This is a genomic window from Saccharopolyspora sp. NPDC045839, assembly GCF_056431645.1.
In genome coordinates, this window is sequence record NZ_JBWKKH010000023.1 from 115,264 (window position 1) to 139,069 (window position 23,806).

Consider the following 23,806-nt stretch of genomic DNA (forward strand, 5'->3'; position numbering starts at 1 on the left):
GCGCGGGGTCAGCGCACCGCGTCCCGGTAGCGGCCGAGTGCGCGAAGGGCCATGCCCTGCGTGAACGCGGGGTTGCTGTATCGGCTCACGTAGCGCACGTACTCGTGGACGCTCTCCGCCGGCCACCCACCGCCGGGCGTCCGCCTCTCCAGCAACCAGCCCACCCCAGGCCGCACGTAAGCCGGATCGGCGCCCGAGGCCAGCAGGCCCGAGATCGCCCAGCCGGTCTCCTCGACAGTCGCGGACGCACCAGCCCCGTCGCCCCACGAACCGTCGGACAGCCGGGCACGTTCCAGCCATGCCCTCGCGCGGCGGGCCGTTCCATCGTCCGCCAAGCCGGCTTTGGAGAAGGTTTCGAGCACGGCGGCGGTGGCCATCGTGTGGTGCCGGTACCACACCGATTCGAAGGCGCCGTCCGGCAACTGGGCCTTGGCGAGCCAGCCCAGCGCGCGGCGAACCCGGCGGTCATCCGCCGGGACCCCCGCGTCGAGCAGCGCGTCAACGGCCTGCACGGTGGTCATCGGGCACGGCCCGCTGTTGGCGACCTTGGTGTTGCGCACGCAGAGCCCCCAGGAGCCGCGAGTGTCCTGCAACCGGGTCAGCCAGTCGACACCGCGCTCGATCGCCGTGGCCTGCCCCCCGCCGGGCAGCCGGCACAGCACGGAAAGGATCTCGCTCGTCTCCAGGGTCGAGGGCCAGCCCTCGGTGCCCGCCCAGCCCCAGTAGCCCGGCGGGCACCCGAACGCGAGGAACGGGCGATGCTGCTGGAGGCGCACGAACAGCCCGGCCGACGCGGCCAGCCTCGGGTCGTCGGCGTAACCGGCCTCGGCAAGACCGCGCGCGGCGTACATCGTCCACGCCGCGTCGAGCGGCCCGGTCTGCCACCAGCCGTCGGGGTCCATCGTCCGGCGGAACCACTTGACCGCGGCTTCGACCATGTCCGGCGCCAGGTCCGCGCGGGCCAGGCCGGTGCAGACCAGGCCGGTGACCCAGGCGTTCTCGCACCAGGCCCCGGTCGAGCCCTCGTGCTCGTAGACCTGCCGGATCGCCGTCAGCGCGTTCGGCTCCCCGAGGCGAGCCAGCACCCGTTGGAAGCGGGTGAGGGGCTTGTGCCGGGCCTGGGCGAGGCCGAGCGCGAACGCCATCGGCACACGCAGGTCGAACAGCCTGCGGTACAGGCCCGGAAACAGCGCCACCTCCAGCGGGAAGCGGCGCATCTCCTCGGGAGCCAGCCAGCCGACGAAGCCGTAGTACTGCCGGCACCACGAGACGACCTCGGGGTGCGGGATCGCGTCCAGGCCGCCGAAATCCGTCATCCAGCGCTGCCCGGCCGCCACCGACCCGGCGCTGCCCACCGGGTCGACCAGGTGGAGCACGGCCGAACCGACGGCCGTCGGCCCCGCCTCGCTGGACAGGCCGGGAACCATCGCCCAGCCGCCATCGGCGTTCTGCGTCCGCCTGAGCCATCCGGCGCCCGCCGCGATCAAGTCCGCACTGCCGTCCGGATCGGCGTAATGCAGCGCGGACAGCGCACCGACCGTCCCCAGCGTCGAGGTCAGATTGTCCTCGCTGTAGTCGAACACGCCGTCGGCACGCTGAGCGAGGAACAGCGCCTCCGCACCCTCACGGATCGCCTCGTCGAGCGAGTCCGTGAACGGATCGGGGTCGGCCTGCACCGTCGTCATGCGGATTCCTCCAGCCCAGTCGTGGTATTCGGCAACTCGTGGCGGGGCCCGGCGGCCCGGAAGGGGCTTCTTCGAACCGGTGGGTACCCGCACCTGTGCGCGTGCCCGCCACAACCGCCGACCAGGTGACGGCCTGTTGATCGGGCAGGTCGTCGGCGTCGTGGTCGCGGATACCGGTCGCGGATCTCGGGCGAAATGCGTTGTCCGCTAACGATTTCGCGCGTGGTTCACCGTACTCGATCACTCCTGGATCGACCAGGTCTTCGCGCGACGTGTCTGCAATGAGCCAGATCGAGACCGGAGCGTCCGGGGGCTGGAGCACGCGGAACCCGCTTTCCAGTAGTATACCCGCGATTTCGCACATGCCGGTACAACATCGGTCCGCCACCGCTCACCTGTGATGCTAAGCAGGCATCTTCAAGTTTGATGGACCTTCAAGGACTTTCGGGCAACATCGGTTGCCCGTTCGCGCCCTTCTCGGCGCGGAACCGTTGACACGATGGCGTCCGGTCTGAAGTAATCAAGATCAATATCCCGTTTCGGTCAAGCCTGTTCGCCTCTTGCGGTCCCATCGGCCGCGACCGGATTCCGCTTGCGCGGTGAGAACGTGTGCACGTCATGAACGGAGATCAGCCTGTGACCACCATCCGGCACCAATTGTCCCTGAACGAGAATTTCGCGGCACCACTGCCCGGAGTGCGTGAGGCCATTGTGGACGGATCCGGTCGGGTCAACCTGACGCTCGACGCGATGTCCACCGGGTTGACGCGGGCGATCGCCGGACATTTCGGGCTGGATTCCGCGCAGGTGTTCGTCGGTCCCGGCTCGGGGGCGCTCCTGCAGCAGTTCCTCACCGCCTTCGCGGGCGGCGGCGAGGTCGTGCACGCGTGGCCGTCGTTCGAGATGTATCCGCTGCTGGTGCGGAATGCGGGCGCCACGGCGGTGCCGGTGGCGCTCCGGGAGGACGCTCACGACCTGGCGGCGATGGCCGACGCCGTCACCGAGCGGACCAAGGTCGTGCTGCTGTGCAATCCGAACAACCCGACCGGAACCGTGTTCGGCGAGGCCGAGATGCGGACGTTCCTGGACCGCCTGCCCGCCGGCGTCCTCGTGCTGATCGACGAGGCGTACGCCGATTTCGCCGATCGATCCGTGATCGCCGACGGCATCCGGCTCGCCGCCGAAGATCCGCGCGTTTGCGTGGTGCGCACCTTCTCCAAGTCCCACGGGCTGCTCGGGCTCCGGGTCGGTTACCTGATCGCCGACGAGGCAGTCGTCACCGGACTCCGGCCCGGCTCGTACTTCTTCCGGGTCAGCACCGTGGCACAGGATGCCGCGATCGTCGCGCTGCGCGCCGAGGAGGTGATGCGAAGGCAGTGCGCCGAAGTCGCCGCCGAACGCGACCGGGTGTACGCGGAGTTGCTCGCGCTCGGTCTGGAGGTGCCCCGCAGCCATGGCAACTTCCACTGGCTGACGCTCGGCGAGGCGAACGAGTCGTTCGTGCGCTTCTGCGCGGAAGGTGGCATCGAGGTCCGCACGCTCGCCGGCGGCGCCGGGGTCCGGGTGACGGTCGGCACTCCCGAGGCCAACGACGCATTGCTCGAACTCACCGGGCGTTTCCTGCACGGCGACGAACCGCCGGGCGACGACTCCCAGGTGCGGCAGTCGGCTTCCGTCGATAGCGCCTGACATGACCGACACCGGAACCTACGCGGTGCCCACCGGATTCGGCTCCCCGGAACTGATCGGGCTGCTCAACCGCGAGATGCGGAAAAGGTGGTCGGCGGTCGCCGAGCGGACCGACCAGATGGCCGGCTACGCACTCCTGGCGCCCGGCAAAATGCTGCGACCGATGCTGCTGCTCACCTCGGCGGACGCCACCGGCGGCGACAGTGCACAGCTGCTACCGGCCGCCTTGGCCGTGGAATACCTGCACGTGGCCACACTGGTGCACGACGACATCATCGACGATGACGACCTGCGCCGGGGCCGGCCCACCGTGCACGCCCACTACGGCATGCCCGACGCGCTGGTCACGGGCGACTTCCTGCTCCTGAACATGACCAGCACACTCCTCGAATGCACGGCCGTGCAGCCGGCCGCCGTGCTCGAGGCGGCCCGGGTCCTGTCCACCGCGGGATCCGATGTGTGCCGGGGGCAGGTCCGGGAAGCCGGCATGGCCGGCGATCTGAACTGCCCTGTCGGCGACTACGAGGAAATGGTGGCGCTCAAGACCGGCGCACTGTTCCGGGGCGCCTGCCGGGCCGGGGCGATCCTCGGCGGCGCCACCGCCGAACACGCCGACGCCGTCACCCGGTACGCCGAGCATCTCGGCGTGGGTTTCCAGATCTTCGACGATCTGCTGCCCTATCTGGCCGATTCCCCGACGACGGGCAAGCCGGCCACCAGCGACGTGGCCAATCTGCGCCCCACCTTCCCGGTGCTCGTCGGCTACCAGGCCGCCGGGGACGGCGACCGGCGCCGGTTCGCCGAGGCGTTGTCGGGCCGGCTGCCGGTCGCGGATTCGCACCGGCTCATGCGGGAGCTCCTGATCACCACCGGAGCGCTGGACCTCAGCCGGGCGCGCGCCGCCGAGGAGATCGCCTGGGCCCGCGAGAGCATCGCGGACCTGCCGGGGACAGCGGCGGTCGAGCAGATGCTGGCCATCGCCGATCTGTCCATCGACCGGAACCGGTAGCCATGCGCGACCGATGGGAGCGAGCGCGCCGAAGCCTGTGGGCGCACGTGCAGACCTGCCGGCCGTACACGCTTTGCTATCCGGTGCTCGTGGGCGTCGCGGGCGCCGGTGTCGGCGGCGCCGCCGGGCTCGCCGAGTTCGTCATCGCCGGATGCGGGCCCGCGTTCGGCTGGCTGTCCGGGCACTACCTCGGTGACTACTTCGACCGGGACCTGGACCGGGTCGCGAAACCGCAGCGCCCCATCCCGTCCGGAAGGCTGCCGGCCGGGACCGCGCTCGCCTGCGGCATCGGGTTCGCGGTCGGCGCGGCGACGCTGCTGACCTGGGCGAACTGGCGGACGCTGCTGCTGGTGGTCGCGGCACTGGCCGGAATCGTGGCCTACAGCAGGTTCTGCAAGGCCCGTGGTCTCTCCGGGAACCTGGTGCGCGGCCTGATCACCGCGCTGGCTTTCCTGCTCGGCGCCATGGTCGTCGATCCGCTGCCCGGTTGGCCGGCGGTCGGGTTCTCCGTGGTCTTCCTGCTGCATGACACGGCGTCCAATCTGGTCGGCACGCTCCGCGACGTGGACGGCGATCGCGCCGCCGGTTACCGGTCGGTGCCTGTGCGGAACGGGATGCGCTACGCCACCCGGCTGATCACGGTTCTGTACGTCGCGGCGATCGTCACCGCCGCATTCGGCCTCTTGCTGCCGCACCGGCCCGGCTACCCGGTGCTGCTCACCGCAGCGGCCTGCGTCGGCCTGGTCGCGGTGCTGCCGCTGCTGTGGCTGGCGCCGACGCTGAGCCAGGCCCGTGCGTTGCGGGCCCATGAGCTCCTGGTCGCCGAACGCCTCGTTCTCGCCAGCGCGGTCCTCGCTCGCACCGTCCCCGCGGTCACGGTCGCCTCGCTGCTCGTCCTGGTGCTGGTCTTCAGCCTGTGGACCCAGGCCGTGATGCGGTCGAAACACGAAATCGCCGCCGACGACAAGGAGACCCAGCCGACATGAGCTCTCCCGCTTTCGAGGAAGTCGGCACCGAGCGTGCAGACGTCGTGGTCTGCGGGGCGGGTGTGGGCGGCCTGGCCGCCGCACATGCGCTCGGTGGACTGGGGCTGCGGGTCGAGGTCGTCGAGAAGCAACCGAGGGTGCCCCGGATACCGAAGGGCGAGGTGCTGCAGCCCGGGGCGTTGAAGATCCTGGATGCGTGGGGGGTCACCGAACGCCTGGAAAAGCAAGGCTCGGTAAGGCTTTCCGCGCTGGTCGCCTGCGAGGGCCGGGGCGACGCCCGGATGTCGCTGGACTACACGCAGTTGCCGGACGCGACCAACTGGCTGCTGTCGGCCGACCACGAGTCGATCCTGGGCGCGCTTGCCGAAAGCCTGCCGGAGACCGTCGGGCTTCGCCGCGGTGTGACGGTCCGCGAGGCGGTTCGCGACGACACCGGACGAATCACCGGGGTGACCGTGCGGGAAGGCGGAGGTGCGCACGAAATCCGTGCACCGCTGGTGATCGCGGCCGACGGCGTTTCATCGAAGCTTCGGCGTGCGGCGGGTATCGACGCGAACCGGAAGGACTACCCGCACCGGCTGGTCGCCCTCGACATCCCCGACGTGCCCGGCGCGGCGGCGGAGGTGACCGCCTATGTCACCGACCGCGGTCTGCGAATGCGTTACCCGCTGCCCGGGGACCGGGTCCGGCTCTACGTCCAGGTGGAACCGAACGAGCTCCGGGGCATGGAGCACGACGCGATGCGGGCCTGGGGCGACGCGCTGATCGCGGAACTGCCCGATCTGGCGACGTTCGAGGGCCAGTTGCGGGGCAGTCTGCGCCACCGGCAAACGCTTCCGGTGGCCCGGTTCGTGGCCGACGGCCTGTCCGCGCCCGGCATGGCTCTGGTCGGCGAAGCGGCACATTCGGTGCATCCGATGGCGGCGCAAGGCATGAACAGCGCCATCTACGACGCCCACGCCCTGAGCACCTGCATCGCCGACCGGTCCCAGTCCCTCGAAGAGTCCGATGTGGACATCGCGTTGCGCGAGTACCAGCGCCGACGCCTGCCCGAACTGCGCCAGATCGGCAAGATCAGCCACAACGCCGCGCGCATGCTGACCGACCTGTCGTGGGTGGGCCGCACGATCGGCCGGCGGGCACTGCGGAACACCGGCGCCAACCAGCGGCTCAGCTTCACCGTCATGCACAACCTGGCCGGTCTCGGCCTGCACCGGCTTTCGCCGTTCGACCGGCTCTGCCAGCTCGGGTTGCTGCCGGATCCGCTGGCCCGGCGCCGGCCCGGATGGGCATGAGGACCGGCGCCGGGCCAGGGGCGTTATCGCGGGCTGCACTCCACGACGACGAGGCCACCGGGCCAGGTGCGGGTCTGGGTCAGGCTCAGCCCCGCCTTGCCGACCAGCGCCTCGAAGTCCGCGACGGTGCGTTCCTGGCCGCCCAGCAGCACCAGGGACTGCAGGTCGAAGGAGGTGTTCTGCTTGGCGTGGTCGTCGCCGGCGAGAACTTCCACGACCAGTACCCGGCTGCTGTCGCCGGCGGCTTCGGCGCAGCGCCGCAGAATCCGCACCGCGTCCTCGTCGTTCCAGTCCGTGAGCACGCGGGAGATCAGGTAGGCGTCCCGGTCCGGCGGCAGCGGGTCGAAGAAACTGCCTGGCACGAACGAGATCTGCCCTGCCACGCCCGCCTCGGTCAAGAACTGCCCGGCCTCCGGGGCGACCGCCGGCAGATCGAGCACCTCGCCGCGGAGGTGCGGGTTGGCCCGGACGACCTCGGCGAGCAGGGCGCCGTGCCCGCCGCCGACGTCGATGACGGTCCGCACCCGCGTCCAGTCGAACTCCGCGGCCAGCACCGGTCCGGTCTGCCAGGCGTAGGCGGCCATGACGCCGCCGAAGAAGCGCCGAAGGTCGTCGTTTCGCTGGTAGTCGTCCCAGAACGGGGTGCCGTGCACGGTGCCGTAGGCCGACGTGCCGGTGCGGATGGAGTGCAGCATGCCGCTGAACGCCAGGTCCATCCGGGTGCCCGGCCCCTCCAGGTCGAGCCAGTCCCGCAACCACTTGCCGTCCTCGGAGAGCAGCTGCCGGGACAATGCCGTCAGTCCGTAGGTGCCCGGCTCGGTCTCGGCGAACAGTCCGATGTGGACGAGGTGGCGCAGCAGCCGCGCCAGGGATTCCCGGTGTGCTCCCGTGGCGGTCGCGAGCGGACCGAGTCCGGTCGTGCCCCCGGACACCAGTTCCGGCAACCGCAGCGTCACCGCGACGCGAATGGCGAAAGGTGTTGCCAGATCGATGAGTCTGGCCAGTTCGAGACCTGTCTCGGTGACAGCAACTTTCGATTCCGCGGAATCCATGGACACTTGTTTCCCTTCGGATTGAAGACCCGACCGCCTCCGTCTTTCCATCCTTACCGGCCGACGGTCGTCGCGTCAACGACCGCGATCACGCGGAGAGCCGCATCGGACATCCCGGTGCGGGATCGCGCAAGCATGCCAGGAATGTGCTCATACACAAGGAAAAATTGAGGTGATCGTCCAATGGCGAGCAACGACATCGACGTACGTCCCGTTTCCGGCGCACTGGGCGCCGAGGTGCGCGGCCTGGATCTGGAGAAGCTGACCGAGGAATCCTTCGCGCAGTTGCACGATCTGCTCATGGAGAATCTCGTGCTGTTCTTCCCGGAGGCCGATCCGCTCTCCGCCGAGGCGCACAAGAACTTCGGCCGTTTCCTGGGAGAACTGGAGGTTCATCCGTTCCTGCCCAAAATGGACGGACACCAGGAGATCGTGGTGCTCGACTCCGATCAGGGCGCGAAGGCAGACGTCTGGCACACCGACTTGACCTTCCAGGCGAACCCGCCGGTCGCGTCCATCCTGCAGATCGTGCAGTGCCCGCCGCGTGGCGGCGACACGATGTGGAGCAACCAGTACCTGGCCTACGAGAACCTCTCCGCGCCGCTCAGGGATTTCCTGGACGGGCTGACGGCCGTGCACGCCTTCACGCACCCGAACGGCACCTCCTTCGAGGCCGAGCACCCGGTGGTGCGCGTGCATCCGGTGACCGGCAGGCGATCGCTGTACGTGAACCGGATGTTCACCATGCACATCCCGCAGCTGCGCCGGGCGGAAAGCGATGTGCTGCTCGAACATCTCTTCACCGTGGCGGAGCGCCCGGAGAACATCTGCCGGTTCGGCTGGCGGCCGGGCGCGATCGCAGTGTGGGACAACAGGGCCACCCAGCACTATGCCGTCAACGACTACACCGAACGCCGTGTCGGGCACCGCGTGACGATCCTGGGTGACGAACCGAAGGGCGACGAGCCGCGCTGGCCGCACCTCGCGGACGCGGGAGTCACTGCGGCCGACTTCCGGAAGCAAGCCTGAAACGGGGCATGACGGCATCGGCCGGGGCGCCACCTGCGGAACCCCACTGTTGAAACCAACGGTGGGGTTCCGACCGGGCTACCGGTCCGCGGAACGCGCGGAACCGGGCAGGAAGGCGGCGATCAACAGGGCGAAGAGCGCGGCGACCGCGCCGATGGTCAGCACGACGCGGAACCCGTCGAGCGAGGGGACCGCCGCGCCGCCCAGGTCGATCGTCAGGTGCGCGAGCACGACCCCCGCGACCGAACTGGACAGCGAGGTGCCGATGGAGCGCATCAGCGTGTTGAGGCTGTTGGCCGCCGCGGTCTCGGACACCGGCACGGCGGCCATGATGAGCGCGGGCATCGCGGCGTAGCCGAGTCCGACGCCGACGCCGACGATGCTGGAGACGAGCACGAGCTGCCAGATGCTCGACATCATCACCTGGCTCAAGCCGTACCCGATGGCGACCACGAGCGCGCCGGCCATCAGCGTGACCTTCGGGCCCTGGTCCGCGAGATCCGCGCCGACACCGGCGCCATCGCCATCATGATCAGCCCGTTCGGCGCCATCACCAGGCCCGCCACGAGGAGCGACTGGCCGAGCCCGTATCCGGTGGCCACGGGCAGTTGCAGCAGTTGCGGGACGACCAGGGACATCGCGAACATCGCGAACCCGAACACCACGGAAGCGACGTTGGTGAGCAGCACCTGACGGCGCACGGTGGTGCTCAGGTCGACCAGCGGCTGCGGCGCGCGCAGTTCCCACCAGCCCCACACCGCCAGCACCGCCAGCCCGGCGACGAGCAGCCCGGGAGTCAAACCGCCGGTCCAGCCCCAGCCCGCGCCCTTGGAGATCACCAGCAGCAGGCACAGCAACGCGACCGACAGGCCCACCGCGCCCGGCAGGTCGAACCGCCCGCCGGTGCGGACCCGAGACTCCGGCACGAGCGAGATCACGAGCACTGCTCCGACGGCGCCGAGGGCCGCGGCCACCCAGAACAGGGTGCGCCAGTCGGCGTTCTCGGCGATGAACGCCGCCGCGGGCAGCCCCAGCGCCGCGCCGACGCCGAGGGAAGCGGTCATCACCGCGGTCGCGCCGCTGAGCCGTTCCGGCGGCAGCTCGTCGCGCATGATGCTGACGCCCAGCGGGATCACGCCGGCGGACAAGCCCTGCAACACCCGCCCGGCCAGCATCGGGGCGAGCCCGCTCGACAGCGCGCAGACGACCGAGCCCAGCACCAGCATCCCGAGGCTGAACAGCAGCATCCGCCGCTTTCCGTACATGTCACCGAGCCGGCCGACGGTGGGCGTGGCGATGGCCGCGGCGAACAGCGCGGCGGTGATCGCCCACACGGCATCCGCCGCGCTCGCGTTCAGCATCCCGGGCAGCTTGGGCACCAGCGGGATCATCAGGGCCAGCGTGAGCGAGACGACGATGCCGCTGAACGCCAGCACCGGTACGACGGTGCCCGACCGCACCTGCGGGGCTGCGACGGGAGGAGTGCTGGAGGCACTGGTCATGGTCGGATGAGCTCCCATCGTCTGCGCGGTCGGGCGACTCGGAGTCCGGCGGGTACCACGAAGCCTTCGACCACCGAAGTATCGCGATCATGCCGGTAGCGCCCGTCTTTCCTGGACAGGAATGGCGTTTTCTCTGGTGTCCGGTACAGCCTGCGTGGGATCCGTTGTTGTTGCACCGTATGGGATTCAGCCTGCAGATGCCTGCACATCGACCGATCGACGGCGGCTGCTGCCGGAGGACGTGCCCGCCGCGGGCGAGGTCGCCAGCGGCTGAGCTCCTGCCGGGATGCGACGTGGCGAACGAGCCGGCTCCGCGCGGGGTCCGCCGCAATTTCCATTGAAATCGAAGGTTCGATTTCAATGGAAATTGCGGACCCTGGACCCCGCGCGGAGCCGGACCGTTCGCTGTTCACGAGTTCCGGGGGAGTTTCGCGAGTTCTCCCTTGAGCTCTTCCTGGGCCGTCCGGAGGTGTCTCACCAGCACGTCCCACCCGACCGCCTGTTCCGGGGCGTGCTTGCGCGTCTCGACGAAGTCGACGATCGTGCGCAGCCGCTTCGCCGCCTCTGCTCGCGCAGAGTCGTCTTCGACGAACTGAATGGCCCGCTCGCACTGGAACTTCAGGATCACGATGTCACCGGCCAGCTCGACGGCCCGGTCGGCGTGCCCGCGGGCGTTGTCGCCGGCGTTCCTCGCCCAGACGCGGACCCGTTCCTCGATGTCGAACTCGGTGTGGTCCGGCCGGGGCGGGGCCGGCGCGAGCTTGCGCCACGTCGCGATCAGGAACACCACGACGGCGATCGCCGGACCGACGACCGCCGCCAGCCACGGCCACGGCCACCACAGCGCGAAGATCCCGCTCAGCAATCCGAAGAGGACCGCCTCGGCGACCGCCACCCGATCGCGGAACCGCTCTGGAAACGACATGTGCTCACCCGAAATTCCGGAAGACGCGTTCAAACGTCTGGTCGATGTCCAGGGGATTGGTCGTGTCGTTGTACGTGGCCTTGGTGATCCTGGAGATCTCCTGCAGCGTTGTGATGTTCTCGTCCCCCGACTGTCCATAGGGGATGGTGAAGATGGGGATCGGCGTCTCCCGGGCCTGCGGGTCGAGCTTCGCCAGCAGTGCCGGTGCGCCGCCGGGGTAGGGCTCGGTGTTCGCGCCGTCGCTGAGCAGCACGATCGCGTTGATGCGATCCGGGTTCGCCTCTCGCGTCATCGTCTGGTACGCCTCATCGATCGCCTGGTACAACGCCGTTTCCCCGACCGCCGTCAGGCCCTGGATCTTGGCCTTGAGCCCCTCGCGCACGTCACCGACGCGGGACACCGCCACCACCTTGACGACGGACGGGTTCGACGAGAACGTCCACAGGCCCACCTCGTCGTCGACGTTGAGCAGGTCCAGCGCCCGCTGGGCCGCCGGGATCATCAGCTGCAGCTTCGACGGATCCTGGTTCGTGTCCGGGTCGTTGACGGATTCCTTCATGGACCCCGAGAGGTCGAGCAGCAGCAGAACGCGTGCCTTGCGGCGCACGTTCTGCCAGCTCTCCAGCATCGCCGCCAGCAACCGGCCGTCGGGCGGCGGCACGAAGGCCAGCTGCTGATCGGCCGGCACGTGGAGGGTTCGCTCGAGCTGATCGGTCGGCCGCGTCGCGTCCTCGAGGGAGCGGAAGCCGAGGTCGGCGAAGCGCTTCTGCTGGTCGGGCTCGATCAGGAACCGGTAGAAGTCCTCTGCGATGGCCCGCTGTTCGCCGGTCGCCGCGGACATGACGACGAAAGGGTGATCGAGCTCCAGCGTCCCGTCCCGCGGGTGCACCGCGCGCAGCGGGTTCTTCGGGCCCTGGCTGTTGAGCTGACCGGGGTCACCGGTCGGCGCGCCGAGGTTGTAGACGTAGGCCATCTGCTCCTGGATCACGACGGCGTCGAGGTACGGCCGGTAGGCCGGGTCGTTGCTGTCCCAGCGCTGTTCCTGGTCGTAGATCGTCTGCATGTACTGCACGGCCTCGTCGCCGTAGTTGGACACCGACAGCTCGATGTCGCGCACGAACTGCTGGACCTCGACGGCGTTCAGCCGTTCCCGGGTCAGCTCGCCCGGCGCCGCGTTGTAGGTGACGACCGTGGCGGCCAAGCCGGAGGTCGAGGTCTCGGCGTTGTCCCGGCCGAGGATGAAGTCGTCCCAGTCCGGCTTTCCGTAGTCGGACCACCCGGACTGGGCCAACTGGAGCACGTCGGCCCACGTGCTGAGCGGCCTGTTGCGCTGTTCGAGCGCCGCGGCCACCGACCCCGGCATGGCGATGACCAGCGTGCTCCTGGTGATCGACCGGGCGCCCGGCACCAGCAGGCCGCCGTGGCCCTCGTGTTCGAGCAGCCGCAACCACATCGACGACGTCGGCAGCCACACCTCCGGCGGTTTCGCGCCCTCGGCGAGCAGGTTCTTCATCTTCCCCGAGGTGAGCGCGCTCATCTCCACGCGCGCGCACAGACCGCCCACCGCGCGGTGCGCGTCGTTGTACTCCCTGATGAGTTCCGCCATGAGGGCGGCCTTCTCCGACGACGAGCTGACGCGGATGGTCTCCGTCCGGCTGCATCCGGTCGAGGTGGACAGCGATACGGCGCCGGCCGCGCCGGCCAGCGCGACACCGGCGATCCCGCCGAGCACGTGGCGTCGTTGAACGAGTCGAGCCACGTCAGTCCTCCCCAGATTTCGTGCGAGGCTCGGTCAGGTCCCAGGTCTCGAAGCTGAACCGAGCGATCGTACCCGCCCAGCGGCGGTAGGTCGAAGGATTCCCGTGCACCGCGGGCCCACGGCTCAGCACGCCCAGCAGCCTCGTCCAGATGTCGCGCACTCGTGCCGACTGTTCGGCGGCGGCGAGTTCCTCCACCAGCGCAACGACTTCCCCCGCGTGGCTCGGGTCGCGCAGCATCGCGATGAGGGCCCGGCATCCTTCCGGTGCGGCGACGAGCACCGCCAGGAGCACGAGAACGGCCTGGTACTCCCCGGTGCGGATGAAGTCCTTCTCGTCGCGGACGGTCGTGCGCACGAGGCGGTAGAGGTTCACGAACCGCTTCACCGCGCGGGGCGTGGCCAGCAGCGGGCGGAGCCGCTGGATGAACTCCAGCTCGTCGGTCTGCAGCCACAGCTTCTCCGGCTGCGGATCGGGCGACTCCGGCCGAGGTTCGGCCGATTTCGCGCGGTCCGGCTCGAACATCTCCGGGCCGGCACCGCCCGACCGCGGGGCGTCCGGCGCCGGTGCCGTCGGCAACGCGGTTTCGGTCGGCACGAGCGCCTCGACGAACCGCTCGGCCTCGGTTCCCATGGGGCGCAAGCCGAACACCACCTGGAAGATCTTGTCGAGGTAGTCCAGCGGCGTCGCGCCGTCCTCCCCATCGGCGTGGCCGCCGAACAGTTCCGAGTGGTACTGCTCCAGGCAACGCCGCAGCCACCGGGGATCCACCGCGACCACCACGACGAAAAGCCGGAGCGCGAGCAGCATGTGCACGGCGGCGAGCACGTCGACGACCTTGCGCGGCGAGCAGCGGTCGAGGTCGTCGATGTGGAGGATGACCCGTTCCAGCGGCGGCGAACCCGCGGAGGCCGCCCGCTGCTGCTCGTCGGCCTGATCCCACTCCGCGAACGCCTTCTCGGCGGATTCGCTGAGCCTGCGCAGATCGGCGTGCGCGCGGCCGAACAACCCGCGGTACTGCTCGTAACCGCCGGACCGGGCCTCCTCGATCACCAGCGCCAGCTCCTGGGCGGCGTCGAGCTTCGCGAGCTGCATCTTGGTGTCCCGCACGCGGCTGTCCAGGTTCGGGGAGTCGCCCGCGGTGAGCCGCCGGGCCGTGGGCCACGTCGTGGTGATCAGCTCGATGATCGGCAGCACGGTGCTCACCGCGCCCACGAGCCACGCCCATACGGCGCCGCCGGTCAGCCACACCGCCAGGCCGGTCGCGGCGCCGAGCAGCAGTGCGATTCCGGCCGCCCATGCGAGACGAGCACGCCGGAGCACGAGCTTCGCCCACCACAGCCGCATGCGCGCACTCAGCCGCCGGCCCGGGCCGGCCTCGGGATCGGCCAGCTCTTCGAGGAAGTGGAGCTCCTTGCGGAGGGTGGTGCGTTCGGTGCGGACGTCATCGGCGTCGGGAGGCACGGGTTCGGCGAGGGTGGCGAACAGGTGCTCCACGATCCCGACCCACAGGTGGTCGTCGTTGTAGTGCCACGCGTCGAAGCGCACCTGGCGCACCGCCGTCGCGAAGACGCTGCGCGCCGGATTCCGGCCGGCTTCCTTCGCGAGCCGTTCGACGTTCTTCTCGAGCTGGCGCAGGAAGCTCGACTTGCCCGATCCCCAGCGGCCGAGCAGTGCGATCGCCAGCGGTGGCCTGGTTTCCCGGTCGAGGACGAGCTCGGCGAGGCCGCGCACGTCGTCGGCGAAGTCGAGCAGGTCTTCGTCGCTCTCCTGGTCGCTGGCGAGCCCGGCCTGCGGTCGCTGCTTCGTGCCGGGATCCGCGGGGCCGCCCGTCGTCAGGTCCCAGACGCGGATCGAGCCGTCCTCGGCCCCGCTGATGAGCAGCCTGCTGTTGGGCGTGACGGCGAAGGAGCGCACGGCGCCGTCGTGCCTGCCGTGCATCTGCATCGGCTGGGTGGGGCGCTCCGGCTCCCAGGCCCAGACCCCGCCGTTGAAATCGCCCGCGACGACCTGCCGTCCGTCGTGCGTCACGGTCACCGCGACCACGTCCTCGCAGCCGGTCAGCTGCACCGTGCTTTCCTTCTGCCCGCGGTTCCAGCAGAGCACGCCGTCCAGGGTTGCGCAGGCAACGCGCGTGCCGCCGGGGGAAGCCGCCACCGCGGCGTTGCCGGGCGCGTGGCCGTTCAGCCGGCCCAGTTCCTCGCCGGACCAGTCCGTGATGCGGATGAGCGGGTCGGAGCCGGCGGTGACGACCTGCCGGTTCCTGGTCACCGCGATGCTCTCGACGAGCCGGTGCCCGCTGGGCCAGCTGCTGCCGTCGGGCGGTTGCAGGACGGTTCCCGCGAGGTCGATGGCCGCGACGGCGTCGCCGCTGGGCGAGATGGCGGCCGCCGTGACGCGAACGCGGTGCCGCGCGGGGGAGGTCCCACGGTTCGGGACCGCCCAGTCGACCGTCGCGGTCCGGCCGCACGAAACGACTCGGTCGTCGGCGGTGACCGAGACGGCGAGCACGGCGTCCTCGTGCTCGGAGTGCTTGTGCAGCAGCACGCCGGTGCGCAGGTCCCAGACCCGGACCACGGTGTCGTCGCCGCCGGTGACGAACCTGCGGCCGTCCGGGAAAACGGCGATGGCGCGAACGGCGCCGCGATGGCCCGCGAACGGTTCCGGAGTGCTCGTCATGGTGATCATCGACACTATCGCGATCAAGGCCGAACACACACGGATTCGGGAAGAAAGGCAACGTCTTCGCCACGCAGCCCCCGCATCACGGCCCTACCAGGGGAAACGGGGTGTGGCGGCTGCTGATCGGCGAAGACCGGCCCCGGCTGCGGGAAACCACCCGAGAGAAGCTCTGAACCGAACGGCCCCACGCCGCCGTGACTCCAGGAGAAGGCGCGCGGGACGAGCCCGGGAACAGGTCCGGCCTGGGGGACAGCCCTACCCCGCGGGGCGGGGCAGCCACCGGAAAACCAGCGGGACAGCACCGGGGAACGGAGGGACAGACCCGACGATTCCCGCGCCGATCAGCGGAAGCATTCCTGTCGACCCACGAACGGGGTGTTGACCTTCCTCGGGTCCAGCCCTGCCGACACGAAGCAGGACAGCGGAATCTTCACCGCGGCCCGCTTCTCCACCGGCAGCCCGGCGAACAGCGAGGTGGCGGGCAGTTCGGCGACGCACGGGTACTGGCAGTGCACCGCGATCTTCGTGGTGTCGTCCGGCGGCGGCGCGTGCAGCACCGCGTCGAAGACCAGCGCGCCCCCGTTGTCCACATAGGATGAAAGGTCGATCGAGTCCCGCTGGTTCGCGGTCTGGAGGTAGAACTGCCCCGGCTTGTCGTCCAGCCAGGACACCCGCACGCCGTTGTTGCCGGGGTCGGGCGTCGCCTTGATCAGTGGCGACTGCTCCGCGCCGTTCGCGGCAAGGGCGAGCGGGATTCGCCGATGTTCACGCATTCGTCGCAGTGCCGCTCGGATCGCCCCGGTGGAAGAGCGGGGGCGCTCGGCTTTCGCCGGACGCCCCCGCTCCGGGTGCTCGGTCAGGCGCGAGCCGTCACCGCATCCGCCACAGCTCGTAAACGCCGTTCACCGGCCTGCACTCGTGCGGCAGGTCCACGCCCGGGCTGCCCGGGCCGCCGACCATGTCCTGGTAGCCCTGCTCGCAGGCTGCCGCGGTGTGGTACCAGTAGCCGGTGTAGTACCACTCGGCCGGTGCGGCGGTCGCGGACGTCGCGGTGGCGACGAGCATGCCGAACCCGACGAGGGCACCGGCCATGAGCTTCTTCACAGTTGATCCTTCCTTTGCCCGGGAAAAATGCCGAACGCGCATTCCCGCCATGGATTGCCGCCGGCGCGCGCCGGTATTCCAGTCTCGCGGTTGACCGGGATCCGGCGCGGCGGCGGTCTTTCGGATGAACCTGCGATCGTTGCCGGGATCGGATGAACGCCGTCCGCGAACTCGATCGCTGCGGCCGAAGTTATCAGCGCGGTGACCGGGACCACCGGAATTGTCTGCGGGCAGGGAAGAACGGGCAGCGGATTTGCCCCGCGATCCGGCCGAGGAGCGCGGAGTGAACCGCGCGCGCGTTCGTGGGACCGGGCTTCAGCCGCAGCAGAACGGGTCGTCGCAGGGGGTGCCGGCCTCGCTGCCGTAGGCCACGAAGTCCCGGACGGGGGCGAGGATTTCCTCCGCGGTGGCGGCGGCCAGTGCGGGGTACGCCTGGTCCAACGGCTTTCCCCAGGTGGGCGGCGTGCTGTCGGTGTCGAAGCGCGCCGCGCCGTCGACGAACAGGGTCCACAGCGGATGATCCGGGAAGCTGTTGAGCCGCAAGACCCACGACCGGCCGTCGACGGTGGCGGCCACCGGGAAGCGCGTGTCGCCGGTTCGTCGCCATTGCGGCCTCGCGAGCAGTTCTTGCGGTGGCATGCGCTCAGTCTCGTCGAGTGATCGGGAGCGTGGAAGCCCCGGCCCGCCGCGATGCGTGCCCGTCCGCGTCTGGATGATCCTTTTCGCGCAGTGCTGTTCCCTAGATCACTTGAGCCCTACGCCCGATTTGATTAGGTTAGGCTAACCCAAGTGGTCGGCTGGGTTTCGTGCTCCCGGCGCCGGCCGCTTCGGGAATCACGACGGAGGAGGAGCTCGCCGGCATGGCTGGACCCGCGGTACCCCTCGAATTGCCCGCCATCGCGGACGAACCGCTCGCCCTGGCGTGGCCGGACGACTCGGCACGGGTCCTCGGGCCGCTGCCCACCCCGGCCGAGCTGGCCGGGCGCTTCCCGCGAGGCGAACGGCTGCGCGCCCAGGTGGCCGGGCATCGCCGAGCCGTGCGGGAGATCGTCGACGGCGCTGACGACCGGCTGCTGGTCATCGTCGGACCGTGCTCCGTGCACGACCCGGACGCCGCGCTGCGGTACGCCCACGAGCTGGCGGCCGCCGCCGCGGCGCACGACCGCGACCTGCTGGTGGTGCTGCGCGCGTACCTGGAGAAGCCGCGAACCTCGGTCGGCTGGAAGGGCCTGCTGCACGATCCGCACCTGGCCGGCCGGGAGAACCTGGCCGAGGGGCTGGCGATCGGGCGCGAATTCCTCGTGCGCGCAGCGAATTCCGGCCTCCCGCTGGCGTACGAGTTCGTGGACCCGTTCCTCGCCCCGTACGTGCTCGACCTGGTGGCGTGGGGCGCGCTCGGCGCGCGCACGGTGGCCTCCCAGCCGCACCGGCAGCTCGCGTCGGCGCTGCCGATGCCCGTCGGCATGAAGAACGGCGTGACCGGGGACGTCGAGGTCGCGATCGCCGCGGTGCGAGCCGCGCGGGCACCGCACACCTTCCCGGCGCTGGCCGCCGGCGGCGCCCCGTCCGCGGTCGTCGGCGCGGGCAATTCCGCTTGCCACGTCGTGCTTCGCGGTGGCGCGCGGCCCAACTACGACGCGGCGTCCGTCGGCGCGGCGCTCGACGAGCTGCGCGCCGCGGGCGTCGGGGCGGGCGTCGTGGTCGATGCCTCGCACGGCAACAGCGGGAAGGACCACCGGCGGCAGCCGGGCGTCGTCGAGGACGTGGCGGCGCAGGTCGCGTCGGGCAACCGCGGCCTGCTCGGAGTCATGATCGAGTCCTTCCTGGAGGCGGGCAACCAGGACATCACCGCGAGGCCGCTGCGCTACGGGGTCAGCGTCACCGACGGCTGCCTGGACTGGCCCGCCACCGCGCACTGCCTGGACGTCCTCGCGGAGGCGGCGCGCCGCAGGCGGATCGCGCCGGTGCGGCCCCGGACCCGGCCGGCCGGGCTGTGAGCGGTCTGCGGGCCCGGGCGGCGTCAAGCACTATTCGAGAGAGGTGAGCAAGTCCTGATGAACCCGTTCGACGACCCGGAGGGCACCTTCCTGGTGCTGGTCAACGACGAGGAACAGCACTCGCTCTGGCCGGAGTTCGCCGAGATCCCGGCGGGCTGGCGGCAGGTGTTCGGCCCGGCCGCTCGCGAGGCCTGCCTGGACCACATCCGGGCGAACTGGACCGACCTGCGGCCGAAGAGCCTGCGGATCGCGATGGGGGAGGGGGCCGCATGACGCGCGCGGAGGCGGAGCGGATCGGGCACCTGGACCGGATCGCCCAGGTCCGGGAAGGCCGGCACGCGGAGAAGGTGGGCTACCCGATCCGGATCCGCGAGACGGAGGTCGTGCGGACCGAGATGATCGGGGCCGGGCTCCTGCGCGTCACGCTCGGCGGCCCGGGCACCGAGGGCTTCGAGGCGCACTCGCCGTGCGAGCACGTCAAGCTCATGTTCCCGGACCCGGACGGCAGGCTGCGGCTGCCCGAGCAGAACGGGCTGCTGCTGCGCTGGCCCAAGCCGTCCCCGACGTCGCGCGAGTACACGGTGCGCCGGTACGACCCCGTCGCGGGCGAGATCGACATCGACATCGTGCTGCACCCCGGCGGTCTCGCCTCGGACTGGGCGCGCGCGGTCGTGCCCGGCGACGTCATGCACGTGGCGGGCCCGCCCGGCGGGCTGATCGTGCCGCACACCTACGACCGCTACCTGCTGGCCGGCGACATCACGGCGCTGCCCGCGATCGCGCGCCGGCTGGAGGAACTGCCGCGCACGGCGAAGGGCTGGGCGTTCATCGAGGTCGCCGAAGCCGACGAGGAGATCGAGCTGTCCGCGCCCGAGGACGTCGAGGTGCGGTGGCTGCACCGGGGGCCGAAGCCACCGGGCACGTGCGACGCGCTGGAGAGCGCCGTCCGGTCGGTGCCCGTGCTCGACGGCGAGCGGCTGTACGTGTGGCTGGCGGGTGAGGCCGGCGTGCTCAAGCCGCTGCGCCGCTGGGTCAAGGGCGAGTTGGGGCTGGACAAGCGCGACTACGACGTCACGGGCTACTGGAAGCGCGGCATCGCGGACTTCGACGACGACCACGACCACCATCACCACCACCACCACCACGAGGCGTGACCGGGTGAGCGGTTGCGGCAGATCGTTCTTGTGGACGCCGCGGACCGCCGATTAAGGTTAGCCAACCCTAAATGAACCTCTAGTCAAGGACACACGAATGCGTTCAGCTCGGTCTCTCGGGGTCGTCGCAGCCCTCGTCGTCGCCGCGGCCGGTCTCGCCGGCTGCGGGGCGGGCGGCTCCGCCACGACCGCGGATGCCCAGACCCGGGTCTTCGCCGCGGACAACGGCCAGATCACCATTCCGGCCAAGCCCCAGCGCGTGATCGCGACCGGGTACGCGGTGCCGGCGCTGATCGAGGCCGACGCCCCGCTGGTCGGCGTCTCGGCCTGGGCGCGCGGCGTCCCGATGTTCACCCCGGAAGACCTCGCGACGTACGAGAAGCTGGACAAGGTCGCGGGCGAGTCGGCGGCGGAGACCAACTACGAGGCGATCGCCAAGGCGCGGCCCGACCTGATCGTGATCGGCGTGCCAATCCCGGTGCTCGGCGACGTCGACGTGGAGCGGCTCAAGGCGGTCGCGCCGGTCGTCGCGATCGGCCCGAAGAACCCGGCCGAGTGGCGCGAGCTCACCCGCAAGTACGCCGACGCCGCAGGCGCGCTGGAGAACTACGACGCCGCCAAGGCGGAGTACGAGGCGAAGGCCGCCGAGCTGAAGCAGAAGTACCAGCCGGTGCTGCCGGGGCTGAAGCTCGGGCACGTCGGCTCCTACGGCCAGATGGCCAAGGGCAACTTCCAGCGCGAGTTCGACAAGTCGTGGGGCACCAGCGTCATCAACGACATCGGCGGCGACTACTACGGCGACGTCAAGGTCAAGGGCGGCGGCTCCCGCGACGTCAGCGAGTACCCGTCCATCGAGGAGCTGCCCGCCGCGTTCGCGGAGGCCGACGCGATCACCTACTCGGTCAAGCCGGACGGCACGGTCTCCCCGGCGGTGCAGTACGTGCTCGACTCGGAGCTGTGGAAGAACCTGCCCGCGGTCAAGGCCGGCAAGGCCTTCCCGATCCGCTACACGGAGGCGGCGACCTACCCCGAGGCGATGCGCGCCCTCGACGCGATCGACCAGGCGTTCGCCCCGCTGCTGGCGAAGTGATCTCCGGCAGCCGCGTGAGTTCAACGAGAGAAGGCACGGCGCCCGGGGCGACCGGGCGCCGTGCGGTGATGCTGCTGGGAGCGGCCGTCGCCCTCGCGGCGGCGGCCGTGCTCGGCATCGCCATCGGCGCGCAGTCGCTGCGACCCGCCGAGGTGCTGCAAGCGCTAGTGGCCTTCGACGGCTCGTCCGAGCACCTGATCATCTGGGACGTCCGCGTGCCGCGCGTGCTGCTCGGCATCAGCGTCGGCGCGGCGCTGGCCGTCGCGGGCGGGCTGATCCAGACCCTGTCCCGCAACCCGCTCGCGGAGCCCGGCATCCTCGGCGTGACCGTGGGCGCCGGCTTCGCCGTCGCGGTCGGCTCCGCGCTCGGGGTGGCGGTTTCCCAGCTCGGCGAGCTGCTCGCGGCGATCGTGGGCGCGGTGCTGGCCGCGCTGCTGGTCTACGCGGTCGGGCGCCGGTCGCCGCTGCGGCTGGTGCTCACGGGCGTGGCGCTGAGCGCGGTGCTGTCCGGGCTGTCGCTCGGATTGCGCCTGCTGAACCCCGAGGTCTTCGACCAGTACCGCTTCTGGGCGGTGGGCTCGCTGGCCGGTCGCGAGCAGGTGCCGCTGGGAGTGCCGCTGGTCGCGATCGGAATGGCGCTGGTCGCGGCGATGCTGCTCGCCCGGTCCCTGAACGCGATCGAGCTCGGCGAGACCGTCGCGCGCACCCTCGGCACGCGCGTGGCGCGGGTGCGGGTGGCGACGCTGGTCGTGATCACGGTCCTGACCGGGGCGGCGACTGCGCTGGCCGGGCCGATCCTGTTCGTCGGGCTGATCGTGCCGCACCTCGCCCGCCGGATGGCCCCCGGCTCCGTCCCCTGGCAGCTGGCCTACACCGCCGTGCTGGGTGCGGTGCTGACGCTGCTGTCCGACGTCGGCGCCCGCGTGCTGCTGCCGACGGGGGAGGTGCCGGTGGCGATCGTGACCGGCTTCCTCGGCGGCCCGGTGCTGATCTGGGCGGTCCGGCGATACGGGTCGGTGGCGCCATGAACGCGATCGTGGTGCGTGCACGCGGCCGGGCGCTGCGCCTGCCGCGCCGGACGGTCCTGCTCGCCGCCGCACTGATCGTGCTGATCCTCGGCCTGTCGCTGCTCGGGCTGTGCTTCGGCGCTTCCTGGCTGACGCCGGGGGAGGTGCTGGCCGCGCTCGCGGGCACCGGCGACTGGACGGTGGTCGTCGCGCAGTGGCGGCTGCCGCGCGTGCTCGCCGGGATCGTGTTCGGTGCGGCGCTCGGGGTGGCCGGGGCGATCTTCCAGAACATCACCCGCAACCCGATGGGCAGCCCGGACGTCATCGGCCTCGACGCGGGCGCCTACACCGGCGCGCTGTTCGCGATCACCGTGCTGTCCGGGACCTCCGCGCAGCTGGCCGGGAGCTCGGTGCTCGGCGGGGTGCTGGCCGCCGCGGTGATCTACCTGCTCTCGGCCAAGGGCGGGCTTTCCGGGCTGCGCCTGGTGATCGTCGGCATCGCGATGAACGCCATCCTCACCTCGGTGAACGCCTGGATCGTGCTGCGCGCCGAGCTGGAGGTGGCGATCGCCGCGGTCGGCTGGAGCGCGGGCTCGCTCAACGGCATCGACTGGGCGGACGTGTACCTGCCGTTCGCGATCATCCTGGGCCTGCTGGTGCTGCTGGCCACCCAGGCGCACGCGATGCACCAGACCGCGCTGGGCGACTCCGTCGCCGTGGCCACCGGTGTTCCGCTGCACCGGCACCGGTTGCTGCTGGTGCTGGTCGGCGTCGGATGCACGGCGACCGTGACCGCGGTGGCCGGGCCGATCGTGTTCATCGCGCTGGCCGCGCCCCAGATCGGGCGGCGGCTGGCCAAGGCCGCCGGCGTGCCGCTGCTGCCCGCCGCCCTCACCGGCGCGGTGCTGCTGCTCGCCGCGGACCTGATCGCGCAGATGCTGCTGGCGCCGGTGTCGCTCCCGGTCGGCGTGGTGAGCACCGCGATCGGCGGTTGCTACCTGATCTGGCTGCTCACCAAGGAGGTGGAGCGCGCATGACCTCGCGACTGAGCGCGCAGGAACTCACCCTGGGCTACGGCGACAGGGTGGTTTCCACCCGCCTCGGCCTCGACATCCCGGACGGCGCGTTCACCGCCATCGTGGGCCCGAACGCGTGCGGGAAGTCGACCCTCCTGCGCGCGTTCGTGCGGCTGCTGAAGCCCGTTTCGGGCGCGGCGAACTTCGACGGCCGGCCGGTCGGGTCGTACCCGACCAAGGAGCTCGCCCGCTCGCTGGGCTTCCTGCCGCAGGACCCGGCGGTGCCGGAGAACATCCGGGTGAAGCAGCTGGTCGGCCGGGGCCGGTTCCCGCACCAGTCCTTCCTCGCCGCGACCTCGGAGGAGGACGAGCGGGCGGTCGCCGAGGCGATGGCCGCCGCGGGCGTCGCCGAACTGGCGGAGCGGCCGGTCGCCGAGCTCTCCGGCGGGCAGCGGCAGCGGGTGTGGGTGGCGATGGTGCTGGCCCAGCAGACGCCCTACCTGCTGCTGGACGAGCCGACGTCGTTCCTGGACATCGCGCACCAGTACCAGCTGCTGACGCTGCTGGCGAAGTTGCGCGACGAGGGGCGCACGATCATCGCGGTGCTGCACGACATCAACCAGGCCTGCCGCTACGCCGATCACCTGGTGGCGATGAAGGACGGCCGGGTCGTGGCCGAGGGCGCCGCCGCCGACATCGTCGACGAGACGCTGCTCGAGGAGGTCTTCGACCTCCCCAGCATCGTCGTCCCGGACCCCCTGACGGGCACGCCGATGGTCGTCCCAAAACCCTGACCCCGCACGCCGCCCCGGGCCTGTCCGCAATTT

21 protein-coding genes and 1 pseudogene are annotated in these 23,806 nt (G+C 70.7%); 12 read left to right on the top strand and 10 right to left on the bottom strand.

All coding sequences use genetic code 11. The features are described from left to right. Window positions 1-8 precede the first annotated feature (8 nt). A complete protein-coding gene (locus AC07EQ_RS28205) occupies window positions 9-1,685 on the bottom strand; it encodes a prenyltransferase/squalene oxidase repeat-containing protein (protein ID WP_478390890.1) in 1,677 nt (558 codons plus the stop codon). Between the two features lie 618 nt (window positions 1,686-2,303). On the opposite strand from AC07EQ_RS28205, the gene AC07EQ_RS28210 reads away from it, so the two are divergent. The 4 genes from AC07EQ_RS28210 to AC07EQ_RS28225 are packed head-to-tail and all read left to right on the top strand — an operon-like array spanning window position 2,304 to window position 6,664. After that, window positions 2,304-3,374 (top strand): aminotransferase class I/II-fold pyridoxal phosphate-dependent enzyme, encoded by a 1,071-nt coding sequence (locus AC07EQ_RS28210; RefSeq protein WP_478390891.1) that lies wholly within the window; start codon window positions 2,304-2,306, stop codon window positions 3,372-3,374. A 1-nt stretch (window position 3,375) separates the two neighbouring features. Beyond that, complete coding sequence (locus tag AC07EQ_RS28215) at window positions 3,376-4,383, top strand: polyprenyl synthetase family protein (RefSeq protein ID WP_478390892.1); 1,008 nt, start codon at window positions 3,376-3,378, stop codon at window positions 4,381-4,383. Window positions 4,384-4,385: 2 nt separating this feature from the next. Further along, complete coding sequence (locus tag AC07EQ_RS28220) at window positions 4,386-5,369, top strand: UbiA family prenyltransferase (RefSeq protein WP_478390893.1); 984 nt, start codon at window positions 4,386-4,388, stop codon at window positions 5,367-5,369. Beyond that, on the top strand, window positions 5,366-6,664 hold the full coding sequence (locus AC07EQ_RS28225) for an FAD-dependent oxidoreductase (RefSeq protein ID WP_478390894.1): 1,299 nt from the start codon (window positions 5,366-5,368) through the stop codon (window positions 6,662-6,664). Before AC07EQ_RS28220 ends, AC07EQ_RS28225 begins: the two co-directional genes overlap by 4 nt. A gap of 23 nt (window positions 6,665-6,687) precedes the next feature. On the opposite strand, the gene AC07EQ_RS28230 is transcribed toward AC07EQ_RS28225, so the two are convergent. Then, on the bottom strand, window positions 6,688-7,716 hold the full coding sequence (locus AC07EQ_RS28230) for a methyltransferase (RefSeq protein ID WP_478390895.1): 1,029 nt from the start codon (window positions 7,714-7,716) through the stop codon (window positions 6,688-6,690). A gap of 183 nt (window positions 7,717-7,899) precedes the next feature. Between AC07EQ_RS28230 and AC07EQ_RS28235 the strand changes: the two genes are divergently transcribed. Further along, the gene (locus tag AC07EQ_RS28235) at window positions 7,900-8,745 is read left to right on the top strand and encodes a TauD/TfdA dioxygenase family protein (protein WP_478390896.1); all 846 of its coding nucleotides are present in this window, start codon (window positions 7,900-7,902) and stop codon (window positions 8,743-8,745) included. Between the two features lie 78 nt (window positions 8,746-8,823). On the opposite strand, the pseudogene AC07EQ_RS28240 reads toward AC07EQ_RS28235, so the two are convergent. The 8 genes and pseudogenes from AC07EQ_RS28240 to AC07EQ_RS28275 form a co-directional block, all read right to left on the bottom strand. Then, a pseudogene (locus AC07EQ_RS28240) lies at window positions 8,824-10,247 on the bottom strand (MFS transporter). Between the two features lie 409 nt (window positions 10,248-10,656). Further along, window positions 10,657-11,172, bottom strand: coding sequence for a hypothetical protein (locus AC07EQ_RS28245; protein WP_478390897.1), 516 nt, complete (start codon window positions 11,170-11,172; stop codon window positions 10,657-10,659). A gap of 4 nt (window positions 11,173-11,176) precedes the next feature. Next, window positions 11,177-12,931, bottom strand: a complete 1,755-nt coding sequence (locus AC07EQ_RS28250; RefSeq protein ID WP_478390898.1) for an extracellular solute-binding protein — start codon at window positions 12,929-12,931, stop codon at window positions 11,177-11,179. Window position 12,932: 1 nt separating this feature from the next. Beyond that, complete coding sequence (locus tag AC07EQ_RS28255) at window positions 12,933-15,608, bottom strand: P-loop NTPase fold protein (protein WP_478390899.1); 2,676 nt, start codon at window positions 15,606-15,608, stop codon at window positions 12,933-12,935. Between the two features lie 344 nt (window positions 15,609-15,952). Next, a complete protein-coding gene (locus AC07EQ_RS28260; RefSeq protein ID WP_478390900.1) occupies window positions 15,953-16,384 on the bottom strand; it encodes a putative glycoside hydrolase in 432 nt (143 codons plus the stop codon). A gap of 97 nt (window positions 16,385-16,481) precedes the next feature. Beyond that, the gene (locus tag AC07EQ_RS28265; protein ID WP_478390901.1) at window positions 16,482-16,715 is read right to left on the bottom strand and encodes a hypothetical protein; all 234 of its coding nucleotides are present in this window, start codon (window positions 16,713-16,715) and stop codon (window positions 16,482-16,484) included. Beyond that, window positions 16,712-16,930, bottom strand: coding sequence for a hypothetical protein (locus AC07EQ_RS28270; protein ID WP_478390902.1), 219 nt, complete (start codon window positions 16,928-16,930; stop codon window positions 16,712-16,714). Before AC07EQ_RS28270 ends, AC07EQ_RS28265 begins: the two co-directional genes overlap by 4 nt. Before the next feature lie 100 nt (window positions 16,931-17,030). Beyond that, entirely contained in the window at window positions 17,031-17,354 is a 324-nt protein-coding gene (locus tag AC07EQ_RS28275; RefSeq protein ID WP_478390903.1) for a hypothetical protein, read from the bottom strand. A gap of 221 nt (window positions 17,355-17,575) precedes the next feature. Here AC07EQ_RS28275 and AC07EQ_RS28280 point away from each other — a divergent pair, with 221 nt between their 5' ends. From AC07EQ_RS28280 to AC07EQ_RS28310, 7 genes are all read left to right on the top strand, one after another. Continuing rightward, the gene (locus AC07EQ_RS28280; RefSeq protein ID WP_478390904.1) at window positions 17,576-18,712 is read left to right on the top strand and encodes a 3-deoxy-7-phosphoheptulonate synthase; all 1,137 of its coding nucleotides are present in this window, start codon (window positions 17,576-17,578) and stop codon (window positions 18,710-18,712) included. Window positions 18,713-18,766: 54 nt separating this feature from the next. Then, the gene (locus AC07EQ_RS28285) at window positions 18,767-18,985 is read left to right on the top strand and encodes an MbtH family protein (RefSeq protein WP_478390916.1); all 219 of its coding nucleotides are present in this window, start codon (window positions 18,767-18,769) and stop codon (window positions 18,983-18,985) included. Further along, a complete protein-coding gene (locus AC07EQ_RS28290; protein ID WP_478390905.1) occupies window positions 18,982-19,866 on the top strand; it encodes a siderophore-interacting protein in 885 nt (294 codons plus the stop codon). The genes AC07EQ_RS28285 and AC07EQ_RS28290 overlap by 4 nt, the downstream gene beginning before the upstream one ends. Window positions 19,867-19,963: 97 nt before the next feature. Then, window positions 19,964-20,956, top strand: coding sequence for an ABC transporter substrate-binding protein (locus AC07EQ_RS28295; protein ID WP_478390906.1), 993 nt, complete (start codon window positions 19,964-19,966; stop codon window positions 20,954-20,956). A 68-nt stretch (window positions 20,957-21,024) separates the two neighbouring features. Then, window positions 21,025-21,984 (top strand): FecCD family ABC transporter permease, encoded by a 960-nt coding sequence (locus AC07EQ_RS28300; protein WP_478390917.1) that lies wholly within the window; start codon window positions 21,025-21,027, stop codon window positions 21,982-21,984. Further along, window positions 21,981-23,000, top strand: coding sequence for a FecCD family ABC transporter permease (locus tag AC07EQ_RS28305; protein ID WP_478390907.1), 1,020 nt, complete (start codon window positions 21,981-21,983; stop codon window positions 22,998-23,000). The genes AC07EQ_RS28300 and AC07EQ_RS28305 overlap by 4 nt, the downstream gene beginning before the upstream one ends. Continuing rightward, window positions 22,997-23,773, top strand: a complete 777-nt coding sequence (locus tag AC07EQ_RS28310) for an ABC transporter ATP-binding protein (protein ID WP_478390908.1) — start codon at window positions 22,997-22,999, stop codon at window positions 23,771-23,773. Before AC07EQ_RS28305 ends, AC07EQ_RS28310 begins: the two co-directional genes overlap by 4 nt. The last annotated feature ends 33 nt before the right edge of the window (window positions 23,774-23,806 follow it).

Excerpts from the sequence above, each read along its gene's own strand:
- AC07EQ_RS28205 (WP_478390890.1), bottom strand. The coding sequence starts at position 1,685 with ATGACGACGGTGCAGGCCGACCCCGATCCGTTCACGGACTCGCTCGAC.
- AC07EQ_RS28210 (WP_478390891.1), top strand. The coding sequence starts at position 2,304 with ATGAACGGAGATCAGCCTGTGACCACCATCCGGCACCAATTGTCCCTG.
- AC07EQ_RS28215 (WP_478390892.1), top strand. The coding sequence starts at position 3,376 with ATGACCGACACCGGAACCTACGCGGTGCCCACCGGATTCGGCTCCCCG.
- AC07EQ_RS28220 (WP_478390893.1), top strand. The coding sequence starts at position 4,386 with ATGCGCGACCGATGGGAGCGAGCGCGCCGAAGCCTGTGGGCGCACGTG.
- AC07EQ_RS28225 (WP_478390894.1), top strand. The coding sequence starts at position 5,366 with ATGAGCTCTCCCGCTTTCGAGGAAGTCGGCACCGAGCGTGCAGACGTC.
- AC07EQ_RS28230 (WP_478390895.1), bottom strand. The coding sequence starts at position 7,716 with ATGGATTCCGCGGAATCGAAAGTTGCTGTCACCGAGACAGGTCTCGAA.
- AC07EQ_RS28235 (WP_478390896.1), top strand. The coding sequence starts at position 7,900 with ATGGCGAGCAACGACATCGACGTACGTCCCGTTTCCGGCGCACTGGGC.
- AC07EQ_RS28245 (WP_478390897.1), bottom strand. The coding sequence starts at position 11,172 with ATGTCGTTTCCAGAGCGGTTCCGCGATCGGGTGGCGGTCGCCGAGGCG.
- AC07EQ_RS28255 (WP_478390899.1), bottom strand. The coding sequence starts at position 15,608 with ATGACGAGCACTCCGGAACCGTTCGCGGGCCATCGCGGCGCCGTTCGC.
- AC07EQ_RS28260 (WP_478390900.1), bottom strand. The coding sequence starts at position 16,384 with ATGCGTGAACATCGGCGAATCCCGCTCGCCCTTGCCGCGAACGGCGCG.
- AC07EQ_RS28275 (WP_478390903.1), bottom strand. The coding sequence starts at position 17,354 with ATGCCACCGCAAGAACTGCTCGCGAGGCCGCAATGGCGACGAACCGGC.
- AC07EQ_RS28280 (WP_478390904.1), top strand. The coding sequence starts at position 17,576 with ATGGCTGGACCCGCGGTACCCCTCGAATTGCCCGCCATCGCGGACGAA.
- AC07EQ_RS28290 (WP_478390905.1), top strand. The coding sequence starts at position 18,982 with ATGACGCGCGCGGAGGCGGAGCGGATCGGGCACCTGGACCGGATCGCC.
- AC07EQ_RS28295 (WP_478390906.1), top strand. The coding sequence starts at position 19,964 with ATGCGTTCAGCTCGGTCTCTCGGGGTCGTCGCAGCCCTCGTCGTCGCC.
- AC07EQ_RS28300 (WP_478390917.1), top strand. The coding sequence starts at position 21,025 with ATGCTGCTGGGAGCGGCCGTCGCCCTCGCGGCGGCGGCCGTGCTCGGC.
- AC07EQ_RS28305 (WP_478390907.1), top strand. The coding sequence starts at position 21,981 with ATGAACGCGATCGTGGTGCGTGCACGCGGCCGGGCGCTGCGCCTGCCG.
- AC07EQ_RS28310 (WP_478390908.1), top strand. The coding sequence starts at position 22,997 with ATGACCTCGCGACTGAGCGCGCAGGAACTCACCCTGGGCTACGGCGAC.